Annotated in this window: 15 protein-coding genes and 1 tRNA gene; 15 read left to right on the plus strand and 1 reads right to left on the minus strand. The window is 34.6% G+C overall.

The genetic code is table 11. The features are described 5' to 3' along the window. Positions 1–56 precede the first annotated feature (56 nt). The 10 genes from P6940_RS00980 (at position 57) to P6940_RS01025 (ending at position 11,153) form a co-directional block, all read left to right on the plus strand. Complete coding sequence (locus P6940_RS00980) at positions 57–1,727, plus strand: formate--tetrahydrofolate ligase (protein ID WP_277292919.1); 1,671 nt, start codon at positions 57–59, stop codon at positions 1,725–1,727. Positions 1,728–1,743: 16 nt separating this feature from the next. Continuing rightward, positions 1,744–2,364: a cyclodeaminase/cyclohydrolase family protein gene (locus P6940_RS00985; RefSeq protein ID WP_028257180.1), complete on the plus strand. Its 621-nt coding sequence runs from the start codon at positions 1,744–1,746 to the stop codon at positions 2,362–2,364. Positions 2,365–2,455: 91 nt separating this feature from the next. Next, the gene (locus P6940_RS00990) at positions 2,456–4,063 is read left to right on the plus strand and encodes an AfsR/SARP family transcriptional regulator (protein WP_028257179.1); all 1,608 of its coding nucleotides are present in this window, start codon (positions 2,456–2,458) and stop codon (positions 4,061–4,063) included. 596 nt (positions 4,064–4,659) lie between these two features. Continuing rightward, a complete protein-coding gene (locus tag P6940_RS00995) occupies positions 4,660–5,976 on the plus strand; it encodes a nucleobase:cation symporter-2 family protein (RefSeq protein WP_028257178.1) in 1,317 nt (438 codons plus the stop codon). A gap of 686 nt (positions 5,977–6,662) precedes the next feature. Beyond that, a complete protein-coding gene (locus tag P6940_RS01000) occupies positions 6,663–7,106 on the plus strand; it encodes an MOSC domain-containing protein (protein ID WP_038151398.1) in 444 nt (147 codons plus the stop codon). 14 nt (positions 7,107–7,120) lie between these two features. Continuing rightward, on the plus strand, positions 7,121–8,089 hold the full coding sequence (moaA, locus tag P6940_RS01005) for a GTP 3',8-cyclase MoaA (protein ID WP_277292920.1): 969 nt from the start codon (positions 7,121–7,123) through the stop codon (positions 8,087–8,089). A 49-nt stretch (positions 8,090–8,138) separates the two neighbouring features. Next, positions 8,139–8,714: an SHOCT domain-containing protein gene (locus P6940_RS01010; RefSeq protein WP_277288626.1), complete on the plus strand. Its 576-nt coding sequence runs from the start codon at positions 8,139–8,141 to the stop codon at positions 8,712–8,714. Positions 8,715–8,852: 138 nt separating this feature from the next. Beyond that, positions 8,853–8,928 (plus strand) — tRNA-Lys (locus P6940_RS01015). Between the two features lie 438 nt (positions 8,929–9,366). Continuing rightward, positions 9,367–10,557, plus strand: coding sequence for a hypothetical protein (locus P6940_RS01020; protein WP_277292921.1), 1,191 nt, complete (start codon positions 9,367–9,369; stop codon positions 10,555–10,557). Beyond that, positions 10,464–11,153, plus strand: a complete 690-nt coding sequence (locus P6940_RS01025; protein WP_277292922.1) for a hypothetical protein — start codon at positions 10,464–10,466, stop codon at positions 11,151–11,153. The genes P6940_RS01020 and P6940_RS01025 overlap by 94 nt, the downstream gene beginning before the upstream one ends. On the opposite strand, the gene P6940_RS01030 is transcribed toward P6940_RS01025, so the two are convergent. Next, the gene (locus tag P6940_RS01030; protein WP_277292923.1) at positions 11,130–12,248 is read right to left on the minus strand and encodes an IS1249 family transposase; all 1,119 of its coding nucleotides are present in this window, start codon (positions 12,246–12,248) and stop codon (positions 11,130–11,132) included. The genes P6940_RS01025 and P6940_RS01030 overlap by 24 nt on opposite strands. Positions 12,249–12,604: 356 nt before the next feature. Between P6940_RS01030 and P6940_RS01035 the strand changes: the two genes are divergently transcribed. From P6940_RS01035 to P6940_RS01055, 5 genes are all read left to right on the plus strand, one after another. After that, the gene (locus P6940_RS01035) at positions 12,605–15,043 is read left to right on the plus strand and encodes a hypothetical protein (RefSeq protein WP_277292924.1); all 2,439 of its coding nucleotides are present in this window, start codon (positions 12,605–12,607) and stop codon (positions 15,041–15,043) included. 197 nt (positions 15,044–15,240) lie between these two features. Further along, positions 15,241–16,740, plus strand: coding sequence for a threonine synthase (thrC, locus tag P6940_RS01040; RefSeq protein ID WP_277292925.1), 1,500 nt, complete (start codon positions 15,241–15,243; stop codon positions 16,738–16,740). Between the two features lie 141 nt (positions 16,741–16,881). Further along, positions 16,882–17,793 (plus strand): DMT family transporter, encoded by a 912-nt coding sequence (locus P6940_RS01045; RefSeq protein ID WP_028257173.1) that lies wholly within the window; start codon positions 16,882–16,884, stop codon positions 17,791–17,793. A 73-nt stretch (positions 17,794–17,866) separates the two neighbouring features. Next, positions 17,867–18,325, plus strand: a complete 459-nt coding sequence (mscL, locus tag P6940_RS01050) for a large conductance mechanosensitive channel protein MscL (protein ID WP_038153355.1) — start codon at positions 17,867–17,869, stop codon at positions 18,323–18,325. A 32-nt stretch (positions 18,326–18,357) separates the two neighbouring features. Beyond that, positions 18,358–19,437 carry a hypothetical protein gene (locus P6940_RS01055; RefSeq protein WP_277292926.1) on the plus strand — a complete coding sequence of 360 codons (1,080 nt, stop codon included), beginning with the start codon at positions 18,358–18,360 and terminating at the stop codon, positions 19,435–19,437. The last annotated feature ends 406 nt before the right edge of the window (positions 19,438–19,843 follow it).

The following is a 19,843-nucleotide window of genomic DNA, read 5'->3' on the forward strand; positions in this document are numbered from 1 at the left end:
TTGTGTTATTATAAAAAACAATTATACTTATGGAGTAGACAAATCGGGAGGCTTATATGTTAAGTGATATTGAAATAGCTCAAACAAATAAAATGGAAAAAATCGGATATATAGCTGAAAAATGTGGTTTAAAAGTAGATGAAATTGAGCAATATGGTCATTATAAAGCAAAAGTCTCTTTTGATGCTATTCATAGATTACAAGACAAGAAAGATGGTAAATTAGTACTAGTTACAGCCATTACACCTACGCCAGCAGGTGAAGGGAAATCTACCACTACCATTGGTTTGGTAGAAGCACTCAATAAAATTGGTAAAAGAGCGATTGCAACTTTGCGGGAACCATCATTGGGGCCAGTTTTTGGAATTAAAGGCGGTGCTGCAGGTGGTGGGTATGCTCAAGTAGTGCCTATGGACGATATTAATTTACATTTTACTGGTGATATGCATGCCATTACCGCCGCTAACAACTTATTGTCTGCTGTTATAGACAATCATATTCATCAAGGCAATGCATTACAAATTGATATACGACAAATCACCTGGAATCGTGTGTTGGATATGAATGATCGTGCTTTACGTCATGTAACTGTTGGTTTAGGGGGAAAAGTATGTGGATTCCCTCGTGAAGATGGATTTATGATTACCGTTGCTTCAGAAATCATGGCCATTTTATGTTTAGCGAAAGATTTAGATGATTTAAAAGAACGATTTGGCAATATTATTATAGGTTGTAATTTAAAAGGAGATCCTGTATATGTTCATCAATTGGGATGTCAAGGTGCGATGGCTCTTCTCATGAAGGAAGCTATTAAACCTAACTTAGTACAAACATTAGAACATAATCCTGCGATTGTTCATGGTGGTCCATTTGCTAATATTGCTCATGGATGTAATTCGATTATAGGAACCAAACTAGCTTTAAAAATAAGTGATATCGTAGTTACAGAGGCTGGATTCGGTGCTGATTTAGGAGCAGAAAAGTTTTTGGACATAAAATGTCCTTATGCAGGTATATATCCAGATGCAGTAGTTATTGTGGCTACCATTCGCGCATTAAAAATGCATGGCGGTGTACCTAAGAATGAATTGGATATAGAAAATATACAAGCCGTTAGTAAGGGGTTTACTAATTTAGCCAAACAAATAGAAAATATGCGTTACTTTGGTCTGCCAGTATTAGTGGCTATTAATAAATTTGCCAGTGATACATTAGATGAAGTAGATATGGTCCTTGAAAAATGTGCTAATTATGGCGTGGATGTTACTTTGAATGAATCTTGGAGTAAGGGAAGTACTGGTGCTATAGATATGGCTAAGCGCATTGCTGATATGGTAGAAGGCACTTCCATCGTACCTAAGACTGTGTATGATATACATGAAAGTATTCAAGAAAAAGTTCGAAAAATTGTTACAACTATTTACGGTGGAAAGGATGTTATCTTTACTAATAAAGCACTTAAGCAAATTAAGCAGTTAGAAGACTGGGATGTTTCATCGTTACCAGTATGTATGGCAAAAACACAATATTCTTTAAGTGATGATCCAACATTGCTAGGGGCACCTAAAGATTTTGTGGTAACCGTATCTGATGTGCGCGTGGCATCAGGAGCAGGGTTTATTATATGTCGGACTGGGGATGTAATGGTTATGCCAGGATTGCCTAAGCAACCTGCTGCGTTACATATGGATATTGAATCTGATGGCACAATTACAGGATTGTTTTAATAAATAAGGAATCGATATGGACTTAAAAATTACAACAGTAGAAAAATTTATTGACCATACTGCTTCTAAAGCGCCTACGCCAGGAGGTGGAGCAATAGCGGCTATAACGGGGGCAACAGCCATTGCATTAGCAGAAATGGTTGCTAATTTAACGATTGATAAATCTGGGTATGAAACTGTTACATCAGATATGAAAGAATTACAGAAAAAGGCTAGTACTATGAGAAGTCGTTTTCTTGCATTGGCAGAAGAAGATATGAAAGTATTTTCTAATTTTATGAGTGCCTTACAATTGCCGAAACATACTGATAAGGAAAAGATTGCTCGTACAGAAGCTATTCAGAATTGTTATAAGAATGCAGCACTAGTACCTTTAGAAATTGGAGTATTGGCAGCAGATATATTCCCTTTAGCACAACAAGCCATAGAAAAGGGAAATAAAAATACTGTAACTGATGCAGCTATTGCAGCTATTAATGCACGCGCTGCAGTTAAGTCGGCTTTTCTCAATGTGAAAATTAATTTAGCCAGTATCAAAGATACATTATTTGTAGAAGAGTTGAAGTCTACGATGAATGCTATTGAATCGCTGGTTGATGAACAAGAAGAGACTATCATAAGTGCCTGTCAGTTATAGTTTCAATTCTTGTTGAATGATACAGGGTGGTGTAAACTAAATTTATACAGTATACATAGGGAAGTTATCCAATATAAAGTGAGGGCATACTATGGCTGAAGTGTTAGAAGTTAACTTGTTAGGAACCCCAAGAATTATTAAAGATGGTAAAGAAATGTTCTTTTCCTATAATAAGGTGAATGCATTAGTATATTATATTATTATAAAGAAATCAGTGATGCGTGATGAATTGGGTGGACTTTTATGGCCAGATAAAACAGAAGTAATTGCGCGTAAAAATTTGAGAAATGCCTTATATGAAGCGAAAAAGTTGTTGGGAGAAAATGTTTTTATATCACCAGTAAAATCAGTAATACAATTAAATGAAGAAACCAATATTTTCATTGATGTTGATAGATTTCTTTTAGCACCAATAGATAATATTAAGTTATATAAAGGCGAATTCCTACAAGGTTTTTTTACTAAAGGATCCGTATCCTATGAAGAATGGTATTTGTCAGAACGAAGACGAATTAAGCAAATTTATTTAAAAGCGTTAGTAGAAAAAATTAATATCGCAAAAGAAACTGAGGATTTTATTGAATTAGAATCATATGCACGTATGGTATTATCAGAAGATCCGTATAATGAAGATTTGTACGCTATGTTAATTCGTACGTATATCGATTTAGGAAAACCAGCGCAAGCGATTGCGGTTTATGAATTATTGAAAGAAATATTTGAGAAAGATGATTTATGCGCCATTAGTGATGACATTGAAGATCTTGTTGCTCCCTTGCGCAAGGCACAGCAATCGACTGCACTACCTACAAAAGATGCTATTAATGAAGTAGCTGCTTTAGAAGCAGTTCAGCTTGAAAAGGAACTATCTTACACAGAAGATGATGAGCTTTTATATAGACAATTAATAGCTACATGGGAAAAAGCAGGAAATATTTGGCGATCTGCACGATATAAAATAAAGCTAATTAACTATGAGTTTGAACGACCTTATGCACCTTTTCCATTTGCACAAATCATTGATTTGTTATTATTTACTAATAAGAAGTATATTTTTTCTTCTGAAAGTCATACATTGTTACATCAATTAGATGCGTTATATGAAGCTCATCAATCAGAAGATATTGATGACTGGTCTTTGATAGAAGATAATACAGTGAGAGATTTTTTTTCATCATATTATATGACAAAAGCAAGATACTGTATTTTAGTCGGAGATGTTGCTGTAGCTAAACAGCTGCTTTTAAAGATTATTGCTATGCCTGAGGATATTCATAAATCAGATTATTTGCTAGCCGTATATAGACAACTCATTTTTCTAAAATTATTCACAGATACTTCTGTTGATATTGAAAATATTTTTGAAGCCGCTATGAATTTGGCTATGGAATCCAACTATCATAAGGAGCTTGGCATATTATTACGTTTGCAAGGTATATTGCATATGCAATGCAAGCAGTGGGATATAGCTGAACAATTTTTAAAAAATTCTATGGACTTTTTTAAGGTTACGCAAACTATGGCACGACGCTATGGATTACATATTGGTGCAGCTATGTATTACTTAGGATATATTGCACAAGAAAAGAATAACATAAAAGAGGCAGCTTTATATTATAAGACAGCTTTGGATGTATGCAAACATACACATATGAAAGAATTTAATGATATTTGCTATTCTCAGATTGATACTTTATAAGAGGTAATGTGAAATTAATCTACTTTCGATTGATATATAAGTTTATATGATGTGTAAGTATAGTATAGTGATTCTAATTTATAGTATACATTTTATTGGATGATAATAGATATTAGTGTGAAGAATGATATTATAATAGGTAATACTAGGGTGAAAATAATATTAATATATCTTTTATCAGTGCTAAAGTAGTAATCTAGTCTATAGACATATATTTATTTCATTAGCAAAAATAGATACAGATATTGATAGGTGTATAGAAAATATTAATAAAAATTTAATTCTCTTATTCATATAACCGGTGCATTTGGCATCGGTTATATTGCATTATAGATTATTAAAATTCCACATTCGTACAGTGCCATCTACTTAGAGTTTATAGCAGTAATATGACAAATTTATGGTTACCATTGAGATCCTACAAACGGATATAGTGATATAATGCGATTATTTACTTGACTGTATCTAAATTATCATTTATTAGTAAGAAATATAAATAATTCATTTGCATAAGTTGTAATTATAAGGTAAACTATATACGTTAGAAGTACATATTATTTTAATAGTTTAACGGGGGACTTATGAGCGACGAACAGATGATTAGAAATGAAAATACGGTTGATAGCATATTACCAGCTTCTAAAATGCTCACCTATGGATTGCAACACGTATTATCTATGTATGCAGGTGCTGTAGCAGTACCGATTATTTTAGCACAAGCATTACATTTGCCAGTTGATGCGTTAATACGTTTGATTAATGCAGACCTTTTGACTTGTGGGATTGCCACATTAATCCAGACAATTGGGTTTTGGAAAGTAGGAGCCAGAATACCGATGATTCAAGGTGTTACATTTGCGGCTGTATCACCTATGATTATGATCGGTATGGAACATGGAATTACAGCTATTTATGGTGCTATTATTATTGCTGGTATTTGTACATTTTTAGCGGCCCCATATTTTAGTCGATTAATTCGATTATTCCCACCAGTAGTAACAGGTACGATTATCACAATTATTGGTATATCACTTATGCCCGTTGCTATTAATTGGATGGGTGGCGGTGTTGGCGCTAAAGATTTTGGTAGTTTTACTAATTTAGGCTTGGCTTTTCTAACATTTATGATTGTTGTATTTGTATATCGTTATGGTAAAGGCTTTATTGGTAATATTGCTGTATTACTAGGACTTCTCTTTGGCACTATTATTGCTGGGTTTATGGGAGTTGTTAATTTTGAAGCAGTGGAAAGTGCTGAATGGATTTCTTTAGTGACACCATTTGCTTTTGGATATCCTACATTTGATTGGGCATCGATTGTCTCTATGTTGATTGTTATGTTAGTAGTTATGGTAGAAACAACTGGTGATACTATTGCTATTGGTGAAATTGTTAATAAAAAAATTGGAAAACGTGAGTTGGCAGCTTGTTTGCGGGCCGATGGATTATCTACTTTTTTAGGTGGTATTTTAAATAGTTTTCCTTATACCGCATTTGCTCAAAATGTTGGATTAATAGCTGTTACACGTGTCAAGAGTCGATTCGTAGTGGCTACATCAGGGGCCATCTTAATTGTACTGGGTCTTTTCCCTAAAATGGCAGCAGTAATTGCTTGTATTCCTAATGCAGTTTTAGGCGGTGCAGGATTAGCTATGTTTGGCATGATTATTGCCAGTGGTATTCGATCATTAGGTAAAGTGAATTTTGATGGAAACTATAATTTAATGTTAGTGGCTATTAGTATTGGCGTTGCTATGATTCCATTGGCTGCACCTGATTTTTATCAAAATTTTCCAGATTGGGCAAAAATTGTTATGAAAAGTGGGATTACATTTGGTAGCTTTATGGCAGTAGCATTAAATCTTTTATTTAATGGGGTAGGAGAAGAAGGCTCTGTTATACCAAAACGATAAAATTTACACATAATTCTTAGCATACCATTAATAGAAGATGTTGTGTCGTTTATTAGATTACTGCATTAAGTATATTTATAGTATGGTGAAAAAGTATCTGTAGATTATTTTCTACACCCACATACAAAAGAGGAAAGTTGATGAAATTGCATCAACTTTCCTCTTTTTCTTATGCTTTATGTATTAATTTCTTCTTGTGAATAGAATGGGTAAACCAATAATCACATAACTAACAGTACTATTGATTGATGGTTCGTGAAAGTTTAGGTGAGAAGAGGAGTCAAGTCATGTTACCAACCTTTAGATTACAGATATTGATAGTATTTTTATAAGGAATATCGTTTTTTAAAGACAATAGAAGAAGATAAACTATGAAAGTATATGAATTAACTATTATAGTTTTCAGTTCTAAAAAGTTATATTCTTATATAAATAACGGTCAGTGAACTAATATTAAAAATACCAAGGAAAAAATATCAATTAGATAGATATTATATTCCTCCATTAGCGTGAGATATTTTTCACAGAATAAGAGTGTGAATAGTTGTATACTGTATAGAATAGTATATGATTTTTTTAGTAATCTTATTAAGGATAGCATATGCTAGTATATTTATATTATTAAATATATTGTGATATAATATAACTCAGTATTGTTAATAGATAAAAAGTATTAGGTGATATATATGAAATCTATCATAGGTAAAGTAATTGCTATTTCTATGAGTGAGAAAAAAGGACAAAAAAAACATAATATAGAGAGGGCAGAATTGATTGCTAATTTTGGCATAAAGGGAGATGCTCATGGTGGTCCATGGCATCGGCAAATTAGTTTGCTCAGTATTGGTAGCATTAATTTAATGAGGCAGAAAGGTGCAGAAGTTAATCCAGGAGATTTTGCTGAAAATATTACGGTAGAAGGAATCACTTTATATGAATTACCAGTGGGAACTCATTTAAAAATAGGCGAAAGTGCTTTATTAGAAGTGACTCAGATTGGTAAAGAATGTCATTCTGGTTGTGAAATACAAAAACAAGTAGGATCATGTATTATGCCAACACAAGGAATATTTGCTAAAGTTATCATTGGCGGCATAATTAAAAATGGTGATATGATTCAAGTTATATAAATATAGGAGCTACTATGGTACAAGACGCATGGGGTAGACATATTGAGTATATACGTCTTTCATTAACGGAAGCCTGTAATTTTTGTTGCCCCTATTGTAGACCTACAGAAATTACAACGGATACACAGTTAGAATTACTATCAGTTTACGAATGGATGGTAATTATAGAAGCATTTTATTTATTGGGTGTACGAGCTATTCGCCTTACAGGTGGAGAACCTTTATTATATCCTTATGTGCATGAATTAGTTGAAAGAATATATAAAACTGGATGGTTTGAAGACATATCAATGACGACGAATGGAAGTCTACTTTCTCATGAAGCACATCGATTACGAAAATTGGGATTGAATCGCGTTAATATTAGTTTAGATTCTCTGGATGCGGACATATTTGCATCATGCGTTGGCAAGCAAAATCAATTGCCTAATGTATTATCTGGTATAGAAGCAGCACTTTCAGCCGAATTTGATGTTGTTAAAATAAATACTGTTTTGACACGACAGTGGACGGATGATGAGATTCTTGATGTACTCTCGTATGTAAAAAAATGGAAAATTGTGTGGCGAGCTATTGAATATATGCCATTTCAACATAAGAAATTTGATGGGCCTACTTTTATGCAATGGAAGTCTCAGATTGAACGACTGGTAGGAGCGCCATTAGTGGAAGTTGAAACTGTGAAAGGCTTTGGACCAGCTTCGTATTACCAACTACCAGATGACATTATTATTGGCTTTATTTTTGCTATGTCTCATAGATACTGTAAACATTGTAATCGTGTGCGACTTACATCCGATGGATATTTACGTTTATGCTTACTACATGATGATGAATCTAACCTGATTAATTTAGTTAGAAATGGTATGAAATCTAACGAGTTAGCAGATCATATAAAAAATGTGTTACAATTGAAAAAAGAGGAACATGATGGTAAAAGTATCGTGCAACCAGCACGACCTATGTGGAAAATAGGTGGGTAATAGGATATACGATCATGTACATTATAGAAAATCGTGATGAGGTATGCGAATGGGATTATTTAACTTTTGGACGAAAAAAGATAATAACAGAGAAGACTGTAAAGAATACTGGCCCGGTGGTCGCATGCTACAAGTCCATTTAACTTATGACGTAACAAATTTAGTGGTGAAATATTTTGGACGATATGGAGTTACAGCATCATTTTCGGCATTAGCGATACGAGAAATTAAATATAATAAAGTAAGCAATACACATGCCTCATTAAGTATCCTAGGTGATGACGAATGTTTGGCAGTTTTTGACATATTATCGAACTCCATTAATCATTCTATTATAAGGTGGCTTCACCATGAGTTTGCTAAGACCCATCAATTACGAGAACATACTATTATATTTCCCCATATAGTAGGAGCGGATAATATCCCAATTGATACAAGAATTGATACAAATCAGTGTGATATGATTACAAGGATGGAGCAATCTACGTCAGAGGGCATTCAAGTAATCGATTCAGCATTAGATTTCTCGGCCTTACTCCGTCAATTAAAACAATTACATGATGAGGGTGTTATTACTGATGAAGAATTTGAAAGTAAAAAACAAGATATTTTAAGGCGCCTATAATATACTAACATAGTCATTGTACTGACAGTAGACAATATATAGATAGCACATATGATTGGTCTTTTTGGCTATTTTTATCTTTCTAAAGATTTTACTTTACATTTGAATAATATGGGTCTATAATAGTTGTATCCTTATGGATCAATAGCTCAGCTGGCAGAGCACCTGACTCTTAATCAGGGTGTCCAGGGTTCGAACCCCTGTTGATCCACCACTATAAACCGCACTTTGGTGCGGTTTTTTTGTTTACCATCTTTTATTAGTGTAGCCTTTGACCTTATTTAGACATCATTCTGGAATATATTTGAAATCTTTTTTACCATAGTGGATTCCATAATTGGTGAAATATGAGCGAAGGTATCCATCTTTTATTAGCATGAATCATTTCTGACCTTCATTTGTACGACCTCAAAGTTTACACTTGCTTTTAATAATAAGGTGACGTGTGTATGATGAGTATCATGTGTCGTAAAATCATGTCTGCCGATTACAGTGGCGAACTTTTTACATTTTAGAAAACATAGTTGAATTATAAGGATTGCCACATTCACCAGGGAATACTAGATTGTTGTTTTTCTAATTAGGCGTTTTAAAGCTTCGCTTATCGATAAATACGGCATACCCAAACGATGTATTAGATGATCATGACCATGTGGCACAGACGTATCATACGATTCTGTTAGAAGCACAAGCGGAGTTCCGTGAGAAATACAATAGACAGTATCAAAATATTAAACAGGCCGAAAAAAATGGCGTTTCAGTTCCTTATGTAAGTATGGACGGGATTAATTCTAATGTAATTACACCTGAGGCAGAACGAATGCGTGTTATAGCGTACAATAGGCAGCTAGAAAAGGAAAGCGTACAAAATGACCCTGAGGCTACCCTAATGATTGACCAAACCTATGACGAGATGGAGCAAGCATCGAAATCGATTCGTGACATCGAAGGACTAGAGGGTGCAGTAGACAAAATCGCTAAGGGAGACGTGGCCATGCGTATGAACTTTAGTAAAGATGGGTATCAAGTATTTCAAGATGTGTACAATACGTTGCGACAATCTCCGAATCGAGAAGTTGCGAAACAAGCTAAAGAGGGGGCCTTGCTATTTGCGTCACACGCAGATGTGATGGCCAACATTATGCAAAAAGCTGGGAAGTGGGATTTTACGGCCAAGGACTACATGGATAGGTACATATCTATTCAAATGGGTGGAACGTATAATACCCGTTCGTTTAAACAAAGCACGACTTTAGAGGGGGATCAAAAATTAGATTTAGATGCGAAGCAGTGGGGAGAAAAATTATCTACTATTCATGAGTATAAAAGTACCAAGCCTATTCGAGTCATGTCAACTCCAATGGTACTTAGAAATATAGGGGCAGGAAACCATGATATAGTTATTAAACAAAGCAAAATTGCCACTATATTGAAAGAGCATAAAGATATCAAAAAAGATACATTAAAACAACTACCATACGCATTGGCAAATCCTATCGCGATTTTTCCTTCCAATACAGTGAGTGGTAGTATCGTTGTAATGGCTGAAATTAAGGCGGATAACGGGCTAAATATAATTATTCCGATGCAACTGAATAAAGTTAAGAGGAATGGTATGTATGTATACAATCTAATAAATAGTGTATATACAAAGGATACAGTAGGTAAAGATTGGTATCATGCTAGATTAACATCTGATAAATATGGAAAACCACTATATATAAACGAAAAAAAGCCACTAAATGGTACTTGGACGAGGGGTTCAGATTACCCCAAGCGAAGTATCAAATTAATGACTTCTTTACTGATAGAATACCAAATGAAGAAGATTTACGCAAGCTAAAAGAGGGAAATCCTTCCTATTATCAATCACAACCCTCAGGTGTTACAAAGCAACAAGTCGTAGAGGCTAAGGCAAAATTAAAAGCGGACACAGAAGCGTGGGGCATGCTGATTGATGCGTTCAAAGCTAATAAGGTTACAGGAAATAGACATCGGGTTATGAGTATGCCATTGGTGTATCAAATGATTGGTATGCAAAATAAGGATTTATTCATTGATAATAATATCCTTAATAAAGTTCTTAAACAAAAACATAGAGATAAATATAAGCATGATGTATTGAAACAACTGCCGATTGCATTAACAAGACCTGTAGCAGTGTTTAGAAATTATGATGTTGTTACCAATAAAGTTAAAAATAACTCTGTTATTTCTATAATAGAAATTAAAAGTAAAAACGGAAAATTAACAAATGTTCCTATATCATTTAGTAAGAGTAGTAATAAAAACTTCATTATTTCTATTTTCCCGCGGGAAAAAGTAGAGTGGTATAAACAACAATTGAAACGTGGACGTTTATTGTATATTGATCGGACAAAAAAAGAGGGTTATAGGACAAAAAGTGTTGCTATTTCAATCCCAAAGATTAGTAAATAGGCGATCATAATTATGCAAGTCACTCCAAACAATAGCATCACCCCAAGTCGGAATAGAATCTTCTAACCTAGATTGTTCATGTATGGTATGATATATATCAGAAATACTCTTGTTGGTCGGCATAACCTTAAGTATTTCTGCATTAGAAAGCGGGTTCGGTGAGTGCATATAGCACCACCAGAATACCGCTTTTATTCGTCTTTCAATAGACATTCCTCTATGATTACGTAACATAGTGCGTAACTGAGCATTTACACCACCTTCTATACGATTATTAGTAGCTGAGCAAGTACATGTTAACGATGCATCTAAGTAAGTAAACAAACATCTTTTATTAATTAATTTAACTAAGGAATTTTCTGCTTTTATAAGTCGTTCATGTTTAGGTCGTATCGTACCATTTTCATCAACTGTCATTTCTGATAGGAATACTCTATGTCGTACTTTCCACAACATAACGTTTTGTATCCACTTCACAGCATGATCTTGCGTATGTATCGTTAATAAATCCCTTGCAATCCCATATAATTCACACCCAGCAATCGTTTTAGGACGTATTGTGGTATAGCGTTTTACTTGTTGAAATGCATGAAATAAGCATCTTTGTAGTTTGGCTTTTGGCCAAACTTTTTTTAATGCTTTTTGAAAGCCGGTACCACCATCGGATATGACTACTGTAGGTGATGAAATACGTCGTAATAAAGCCTCCCAAGCCTTAGAATGCTCATATCTACAAACATACCAGCCTGAGATATGAGTCTCATTACAACAGATTAAAATACAAGCATTTCTAGCTAAATAAATACCATCAACAAATACCACGCTACTTGATGATTTAACTTTTGGTAGTAATGGCCAAAGTTCCCAAAACTGTGATGTTTTTCTACGAAATGAACGACCATCGCCAGACATATCTAACTGTGTGCATTTACCAAATAACCAATCCAAAAACATCTGTAAATTATTGTTAGTTTTATTCACTTTATTTGTGAATGAGCAAGAACATTGATTGCAATACCAACGTTGAGAACCCGCATTTGTTTTACCATTTCTCTTACAAACGAAACCACAATTAGGACATCTGACTAGTTTCATAATTATACTCCTTCTAAAAAATATATCTCTCTAGAAAGATAAAACCTTATTTAAGCCAGTAAAATCAAAGGGATCCAGACTTTTTAGCAACACTTTTTGTCCTATAACCCAAAAAAGAAGCTATTTCTGCAATCGGGCAATCTTCACCCAGTGTTGCAGAAATAACTTCTTTTATTGATGATAGTATACCAAACGAAGAAGATTTACGCAAGTTAAAAGAGGAAAATATTTCCTATTATCAATCACAACCCGCAGTTGTTACCAAGCAACAAGTCGTAGAGGCTAAGGCAAAACTAAAAGCTGATACAGCAAACTGGAGTAAGATTATCGACAATTTAGATTCTTATGATGCAGGTATGCAAGTTAGAGTAATGACTACACCGCTTGCGTTACAATTGGCAGGGGCAAAACCATATGAAGTTGTTATGGGTGTCGGTAAAATTCGTAAAATCATGAAAGAACATCCTGAAATTACAAAGGCGGGGCTTAAAAATCTAATTCAACAATTGTCTGACCCTATCGCCGTGTTTGAATCTAAAACACAAAAAGGTAGTATTATTGCCATGGTTCAATTAAAGTATCCAGTTAATAATGCTAATGTTATTATTCCGATTAAGCTAGATGCTGATAGTAGTCGCGGTACATATAAGGTTAATGTTATAACTAGTACATATGCAAAATATAATATGAAGTCTTTATCTCCTTCTATAAGTTGGTATAAAAATAAATTAGAAGGAAAAGAAGAAAAAGCGTTGTATTTGAATGCAAAAAAAATCACCGATTGGTATTCGGTCAACCGGCTCCAATTGCCATCGACGGAATACCACATCAGTGATTTCTTTACGTACACTATACCAAATGAAGAAGATTTACGCAAGTTAAAAGAGGAAAATCCTTCCTATTATCAATTACAACCCTCAGGTGTTACAAAGCAACAAGTCGTAGAGGCTAAGGAAAAATTAAAAGCGGATACAGAAGCGTGGGGCACGCTGATTGATGCGTTTAAAGCTAATAAGGTTACAGAATATCGTCATCGTGTGATGAGTATGCCGTTAGTATATCAAATGATTGGCATGCAAAATAAGGAGTTGTTTATTGAAAACAATATTCTTAGTAAAGTGCTGAATAAAAAACATGCTAATAAATATGATCTTGATGTGTTAAAACAACTTCCTACAGCATTGGCCGATCCTATTGCAGTATTTGAAAATTATGATGTTACTACGGGAACAGTTAAAGCAGATACATTTATATCTGTAATTGGAATTAAAAGCAAAACTGGAAAACTTACAAGTGTTCCAATTTCCTTTAACTTAAAGACAGATGGGTATTTTATTGTATCTATTTTTCCACGAGAAAAAGACTTATGGTATAGAGAACAGATAAACAATAACCATTTATTATATGTAAATTGTACAAAAAAAGATGCCATAACTGTGAGCGGAAAATCAATATCCAATATCACAGAAATGACATCTATTGATGACAGTATACCAAATGAAGAAGATTTACGCAAGTTAAAAGAGGAAAATACTTCCTATTATCAATCACAACCCGCAGGTGTTACAAAGCAACAAATCGTAGAGGCTAAGGCAAAACTAAAAACTGATACAGCAAACTGGAGTAAGATTATAGACAATTTGGATTCTTATGACGCAGGTATGCACGTTAGAGTAATGACTACACCGCTTGCGTTACAACTGGCAGGGGCAAAACCATATGAAGTTGTTATGGGTGTCGGTAAAATTCGTAAAATCATGAAAGAACATCCTGAAATTACAAAGGCGGGGCTTAAAAATCTAATTCAACAATTGTCTGACCCTATCGCCGTGTTTGAATCTAAAACACAAAAAGGTAGTATTATTGCCATGGTTCAATTAAAGTATCCAGTTAATAATGCTAATGTTATTATTCCGATTAAGCTAGATGCTGATAGTAGTCGCGGTACATATAAGGTTAATGTTATAACTAGTACATATGCAAAATATAATATGAAGTCTTTATCTCCTTCTATAAGTTGGTATAAAAATAAATTAGAAGGAAAAGAAGAAAAAGCGTTGTATTTGAATGCAAAAAAAATCACCGATTGGTATTCGGTCAACCGGCTCCAATTGCCATCGACGGAATACCACATCAGTGATTTCTTTACGTACACTATACCAAATGAAGAAGATTTACGCAAGTTAAAAGAGGAAAATTCTTCTTATTATCAATCCGTACGGGGCGTAACATCTATGTACGATGATGGAAGAAAGTTAGTAGAACTCTTTGATAGTGCTAATTTCTCTACGTTTGTACATGAATCAGGCCATGTGTTTTTAGAAGATTTACGCATGTTGGCCAACATGGAAGGTGCACCTAGAGAGGTGGTAAGTGATTGGGAAGCCATCAAGACATGGACGGGGTACCAGGAAGGGGCGGATGCCGATACAAACCGTACCGCACATGAAAGATTTGCCCAAGGATTTGAAGCTTATGTCCGTGATGGTTCGGCACCGACGAAATCATTGCAACGAGCCTTTAGACAGTTTGCTAAATGGCTTACTAAATTGTATCAAAAGGTATCCATGCTAGGTGGTTTGCCACCGAAAGAAATTCGCGAAGTGATGGATCGTATGTTGGCCACGGAACAAGATATTGAATCGTGGGCGAACGAACGAGAGGTAGAGCGTTTAGAAGCGAATGGCCATATGCAGAACTTGTCAGAACAAGAGCAGGCACGCATTGAAAAGGGATTAGTTGAACGGCATCCAATCTACCGAGAGCGAGCTAGGTACGAAGCATTCGGCATTTAGCTCTTGATGAATGGAGTAAGAAAGAAAATTGCTACAAATAGTTGACTATTACAGACTCTGTAGTGCACTCCTTGTGCTTCATATATGGATAAAATTTAGAATATCATGTATAATAAGACAATATAAATAATTATAATATAAGATGATATGATTCTATACTATTTCTATAAATTGCGAGAGATAATGAGGTTTTTAAAATGAAATATACAAGTACACGTGGTGATGTGATGGTGGATGAAACCTATGCTTTGTTACATGGCTTAGCAGAAGATGGAGGACTGTATGTACCTAGTACATTCCCGAGCAACTCCTTGACCTATGAAATGATAGCAAATAAAAGTTATCAAGAAATTGCGGTAATTGTATTAGAAAAATTATTTACTTCCTTTTCTCAGAAAGCGTTGCGAGAAATGGTTCAATCGGCCTATAGCGAGATAAATTTCGACACCTCTGATATTGCACCACTACACTCCTTATCAGAACATGTATCAATTTTAGAATTATTTCATGGCCGTACACAAGCATTTAAGGATATGGCCTTGTCCTTATTTCCATACTTATTAGTAGCGGCTAAGAAAATAGAAAAAGAAAGTAAGAATATATTAATTTTAACAGCTACATCAGGGGATACGGGTAAGGCTGCATTAGAAGGATTTAAAGATGTTGAAGAGACGCATATTCAAATCTTTTATCCTACTGATGGCGTTAGTCCAATGCAAAAAGAACAAATGCAAAAGCAAGAAGGTAGTAATGTCAATGTGACAGCGATTAATGGTAATTTTGATGATGCACAACAATTTTTGAAGCGTCTTTTTGTCGATGAAACTATGGCAGATACAGTAGCCCAAAAAGATGTTATGTTCTCAAGTGCTAATTCTATTAATATTGGTCGTCTAGCGCCACAAATTATATACTATGTATTTACTTATGCAGAGTTAGTCTCAACTGGAGCAATTCATACTGATGAGACGTTCAATGTAGTAGTGCCTACGGGAAATTTTGGAAATATATTAGCTGCCTATTATGCTAAAAAAATGGGTATTCCTATTGGTAAATTAATTTGTGCCTCTAACCAAAATAATGTATTGACTGACTTTTTTAATACTGGCACCTACGATATGAATCGACCATTTTATACAACCATATCTCCATCAATGGATATTCTTGAAAGTTCCAATTTTGAACGCTTCTTATATTATATTAGTGGAGAAGATAGTGAACGTACTTCATTTTGGATGGAAACACTTAAAAAAACGGGATCCGTATCAGTTAATGAAGACGAGTTGAAACGGATTCAACATGATTTTTCAGGGGCCTATATCGATGATGAAGAAACAAAATCCATTATTGATGAGGTATATAATTCTTATGGCTATCTATTAGATCCACATACGGCAGTTGCGATGGGAGCCTATATGAAAGAATTACAGCTACATCCAGAGCTTGAACAGCAACATACGGTAATTGCTGCTACGGCACATCCATTTAAATTTCCAGCCCCTATTTGTGAGGCCTTACATATACAACAGGGGCATAATGCTTATGAAAGTTTAGAGGCTATTTCAGCAGTTACAGGTGTAGCTTTTCCTAAGCAATTATTGGAGTTGCGAAATAAAAAATTGCGATTTACTAAAACAATTGACAAAGAAGCTATGAAAGAGGAAATTTTGTTATTTGTTGACTCCTTTGTTAAATAAGATGACTATGATATCATAGCCGTTATCTAACTGTACTATCATAGATGTTGCAGTTATATAGTTGTCATCTTGATACACCATATAACCGCCTTTCATGATATGAAGGGCGGTTTCTTAGTAGTAGTAGGAGGAATTTATCCCATGAAAAAAGGTTTTTGTTTTGCTGTAGCATCAGCTTTTTTATTAAGTTTAATGAATCTTTTCGTTAAAGTATTAGGTAATTATCATATGGCGCCACCATTGCCATCTAGTGAAATTGCTTTTTTTAGAGGATTGATTGGCTCAATTGCCGTATTAGCCTATATGAGATGTAAAGGAATTCAGTTCTCGAAGCAAGATAGAGGACTTCTCGTGATGCGTGGCCTATATGGTGGCGTTGCCATGTTATTTAATTTTATAGCACTTATTTATATGAAAATGTCTGATGCTTCTATATTATTCCAATTATCTGGCATATTTGTCTTTATTTTTAGTGCTTTATTTTTAAAAGAACGTATTCCAAAGGGGTCTGCTATATGGTTGATATTGATTTTTGTAGCAGTTATGGTCATGGTAAACCCATTTGGTTATTCTGCAGCTTTTGGTTGGCCTGCATTGATTGCTATATTAGGAGCTGCTCTTTCAGCGGCGGCCTATGCAACTATTCGTAGTATTAGTAAACATGGGCGTCATAGTTCTTTTGAAATTATGGCCTATTTTATGATTGCCGGTATGGTTGCAGGTATAGTAGGTATGTGCACGTTCCAAACTTTCATCATGCCCGATATGATACAATGGGGCTATATTATCGGTATTGGTGCCATTTCTATTGTAGCTCAATTTTTCCTAACCGGTGCATTCATTACTACCAACGCAGTGGTAGCACAATTTTTACAATATATAGGTGTATTTTTTAGCTCCTTCTTCGGATTTGTTGTCTTTGATGAAAGATTAGCTATTTCTACCGTGATAGCTGGTGTTGTTATGTTTATTGCTTCTGTTATGCTGGCTCGATTAAAAGAAGGGAGCAAGGTAGTGGAAGGAAAAGTTATTGAGGATAGAAAAGCAAAATAATAATCTATCGTATGTAGTGAGATGATACATAGGTGATGTTAGTATTCTATATGTGATATAAGTGAGGTACCTTATGAAAGCGTTATTAAAAGAATTTAAAAGATTTGCATTTAAAGGGAACATGATTGATCTTGCAGTAGGCATGATTATTGGGGCCGCTTTTACAGGATTGGTGAATTCAATTGTCAATAATTTGATTATGCCTATTATTAGTCTTCTTACTGCAGGTATTGATTTCAACAATATGTATTTGCCTTTAAATAGTGCGGCGCTAGTAGCACAAGAAAATGGAGCAGATCTTGTAACGGCTAAAAAAGCAGGTGCCGTATTTGCATATGGATCATTTATTACTGATTTAGTACAATTCATTATATTAGCTTTCGTTGTATTTATGTTAATTCGATTGGTAACAACAATTATGAGTCGAGATGAACAAGAAAAGAAGATAACGACTAAAACTTGTCCATTCTGTAAATCGGAAATTCCTTTGGAAGCAACAAAATGTGCTCATTGTACATCAGATATAGACTAATTTATAAATTACTACAAGACATAGTATGTAACGTGTTAGAAAGTAAAGATAAAAGTAAGCGTAACACATTAGATGGTTTATATCATACAGTTGTAACATTAGCAAAGGAGAGTGCGTATAATGGCGAATATCAAGGGCAGTACGGTGGACGATTTATCCCCAATGGAAACAGTAAGGGAAGTATTAAGTCTAACGAACCTAGCACAGGATTGGGGCGTACCAAGGGACAAAGTGTTGAAAGTAGTTCCAATTATGAGGAAATGCTTAGATATAATGGGAATACCAAAACGAGACCGCTTTATCGAAGTGCAACAAGAAACGGCTTTAATGATGGCAGTAGCAGAGTACATTCTAAACGAGCAGGGTTACAAAATGAAAAACTGGAACGCAATACTTTGGCACAAAGCCTACAACATGAGTTTGGGGGACGAACCAGAGGACCGTTGGGAGGAAGAGAAACTCATGTGGCTAGGGTCGGAACGTTTTCCAGAAATACAGAACAATTTAGAGCGTGGGCGGATTCAGCCAATGTAATCGACACTCTCACAAAATCTGGCTTCCAAATTCAAGAGGGACAAGAACATAGTAATGCTTATAAAGAATTTAATAAGAAAATAAAAGACGCTCTTCGTGCTGACGATATTACCATGTCAGAAAAGATGGAAATTCTTGGTACTTGGTTTAATGCATTAGAGCAATTAGAGAAAAAATATAAACCAAATTCTCTTTCACATGGAGAAAATGTATATCAATCATTAATGGGAGATAGCCGTATTTACCATGAAGTGATTGCTTACGGGGTTCATACAGTGTTACCAAATAGCAAGGTGGCTAAGTTATTCACTATAGGTAGAACAGCCATGAAAGTTGCTCCACGCAAAGAAATGGCAACAAAAGAAACTAATAAAATGATTATTACTCACCACCTAGGTTCTGGTGGGATTAGACACTTTATTAATCAAATGGAACATGGAAAAGGTCTTGATAATCTTAGTACCGCTGTTACAACAGTTGATGACGCATTTTCACCAGCTCTTAATAAAGTGGTACGATCGATTGTATTTGATTTGTTCCATAGTGTTGAATTAAATATAGATGTAAAGGGATTGTAATAAAGATGTAAAATGTATATTTAGTTGCATTCCTTTTATTGTATATAAATGAGTAACTACGTAAAATGTATTCTACTGTTACAATTATGATGAAATAGTCTTATAATGCTATACAAAGTACTTTGAGAACCACTGGTTCCAGCAAACTATCAATTGTATAGTAGTAGAGAATAAGGAAAATAAACTTTGAAATATAGAAACAATAACTAGAAGATATGTTAATAGTATACATACAGGCTTAGAACTGTAGACATTGATTGGCTAGAAAATCATTAAACTATATAGTCTATGCTTTTACATAATACATACTCATATAGTAATCAAGTAGAAAATGATAATATGTACTGTCTGACATCGTAAATTATTATTCTTTCTAGATGTACAAGTTGTTTATACACTAGTTATA

Source organism: Veillonella montpellierensis, assembly GCF_947090115.1.
Lineage (GTDB): Bacteria > Bacillota > Negativicutes > Veillonellales > Veillonellaceae > Veillonella > Veillonella montpellierensis.

Excerpts from the sequence above, each read along its gene's own strand:
- P6940_RS00980 (WP_277292919.1), top strand. The coding sequence starts at position 57 with ATGTTAAGTGATATTGAAATAGCTCAAACAAATAAAATGGAAAAAATC.
- P6940_RS00985 (WP_028257180.1), top strand. The coding sequence starts at position 1,744 with ATGGACTTAAAAATTACAACAGTAGAAAAATTTATTGACCATACTGCT.
- P6940_RS00990 (WP_028257179.1), top strand. The coding sequence starts at position 2,456 with ATGGCTGAAGTGTTAGAAGTTAACTTGTTAGGAACCCCAAGAATTATT.
- P6940_RS00995 (WP_028257178.1), top strand. The coding sequence starts at position 4,660 with ATGATTAGAAATGAAAATACGGTTGATAGCATATTACCAGCTTCTAAA.
- P6940_RS01000 (WP_038151398.1), top strand. The coding sequence starts at position 6,663 with ATGAAATCTATCATAGGTAAAGTAATTGCTATTTCTATGAGTGAGAAA.
- moaA (WP_277292920.1), top strand. The coding sequence starts at position 7,121 with ATGGTACAAGACGCATGGGGTAGACATATTGAGTATATACGTCTTTCA.
- P6940_RS01010 (WP_277288626.1), top strand. The coding sequence starts at position 8,139 with ATGGGATTATTTAACTTTTGGACGAAAAAAGATAATAACAGAGAAGAC.
- P6940_RS01030 (WP_277292923.1), bottom strand. The coding sequence starts at position 12,248 with ATGAAACTAGTCAGATGTCCTAATTGTGGTTTCGTTTGTAAGAGAAAT.
- P6940_RS01035 (WP_277292924.1), top strand. The coding sequence starts at position 12,605 with ATGCAAGTTAGAGTAATGACTACACCGCTTGCGTTACAATTGGCAGGG.
- thrC (WP_277292925.1), top strand. The coding sequence starts at position 15,241 with ATGAAATATACAAGTACACGTGGTGATGTGATGGTGGATGAAACCTAT.
- P6940_RS01045 (WP_028257173.1), top strand. The coding sequence starts at position 16,882 with ATGAAAAAAGGTTTTTGTTTTGCTGTAGCATCAGCTTTTTTATTAAGT.
- mscL (WP_038153355.1), top strand. The coding sequence starts at position 17,867 with ATGAAAGCGTTATTAAAAGAATTTAAAAGATTTGCATTTAAAGGGAAC.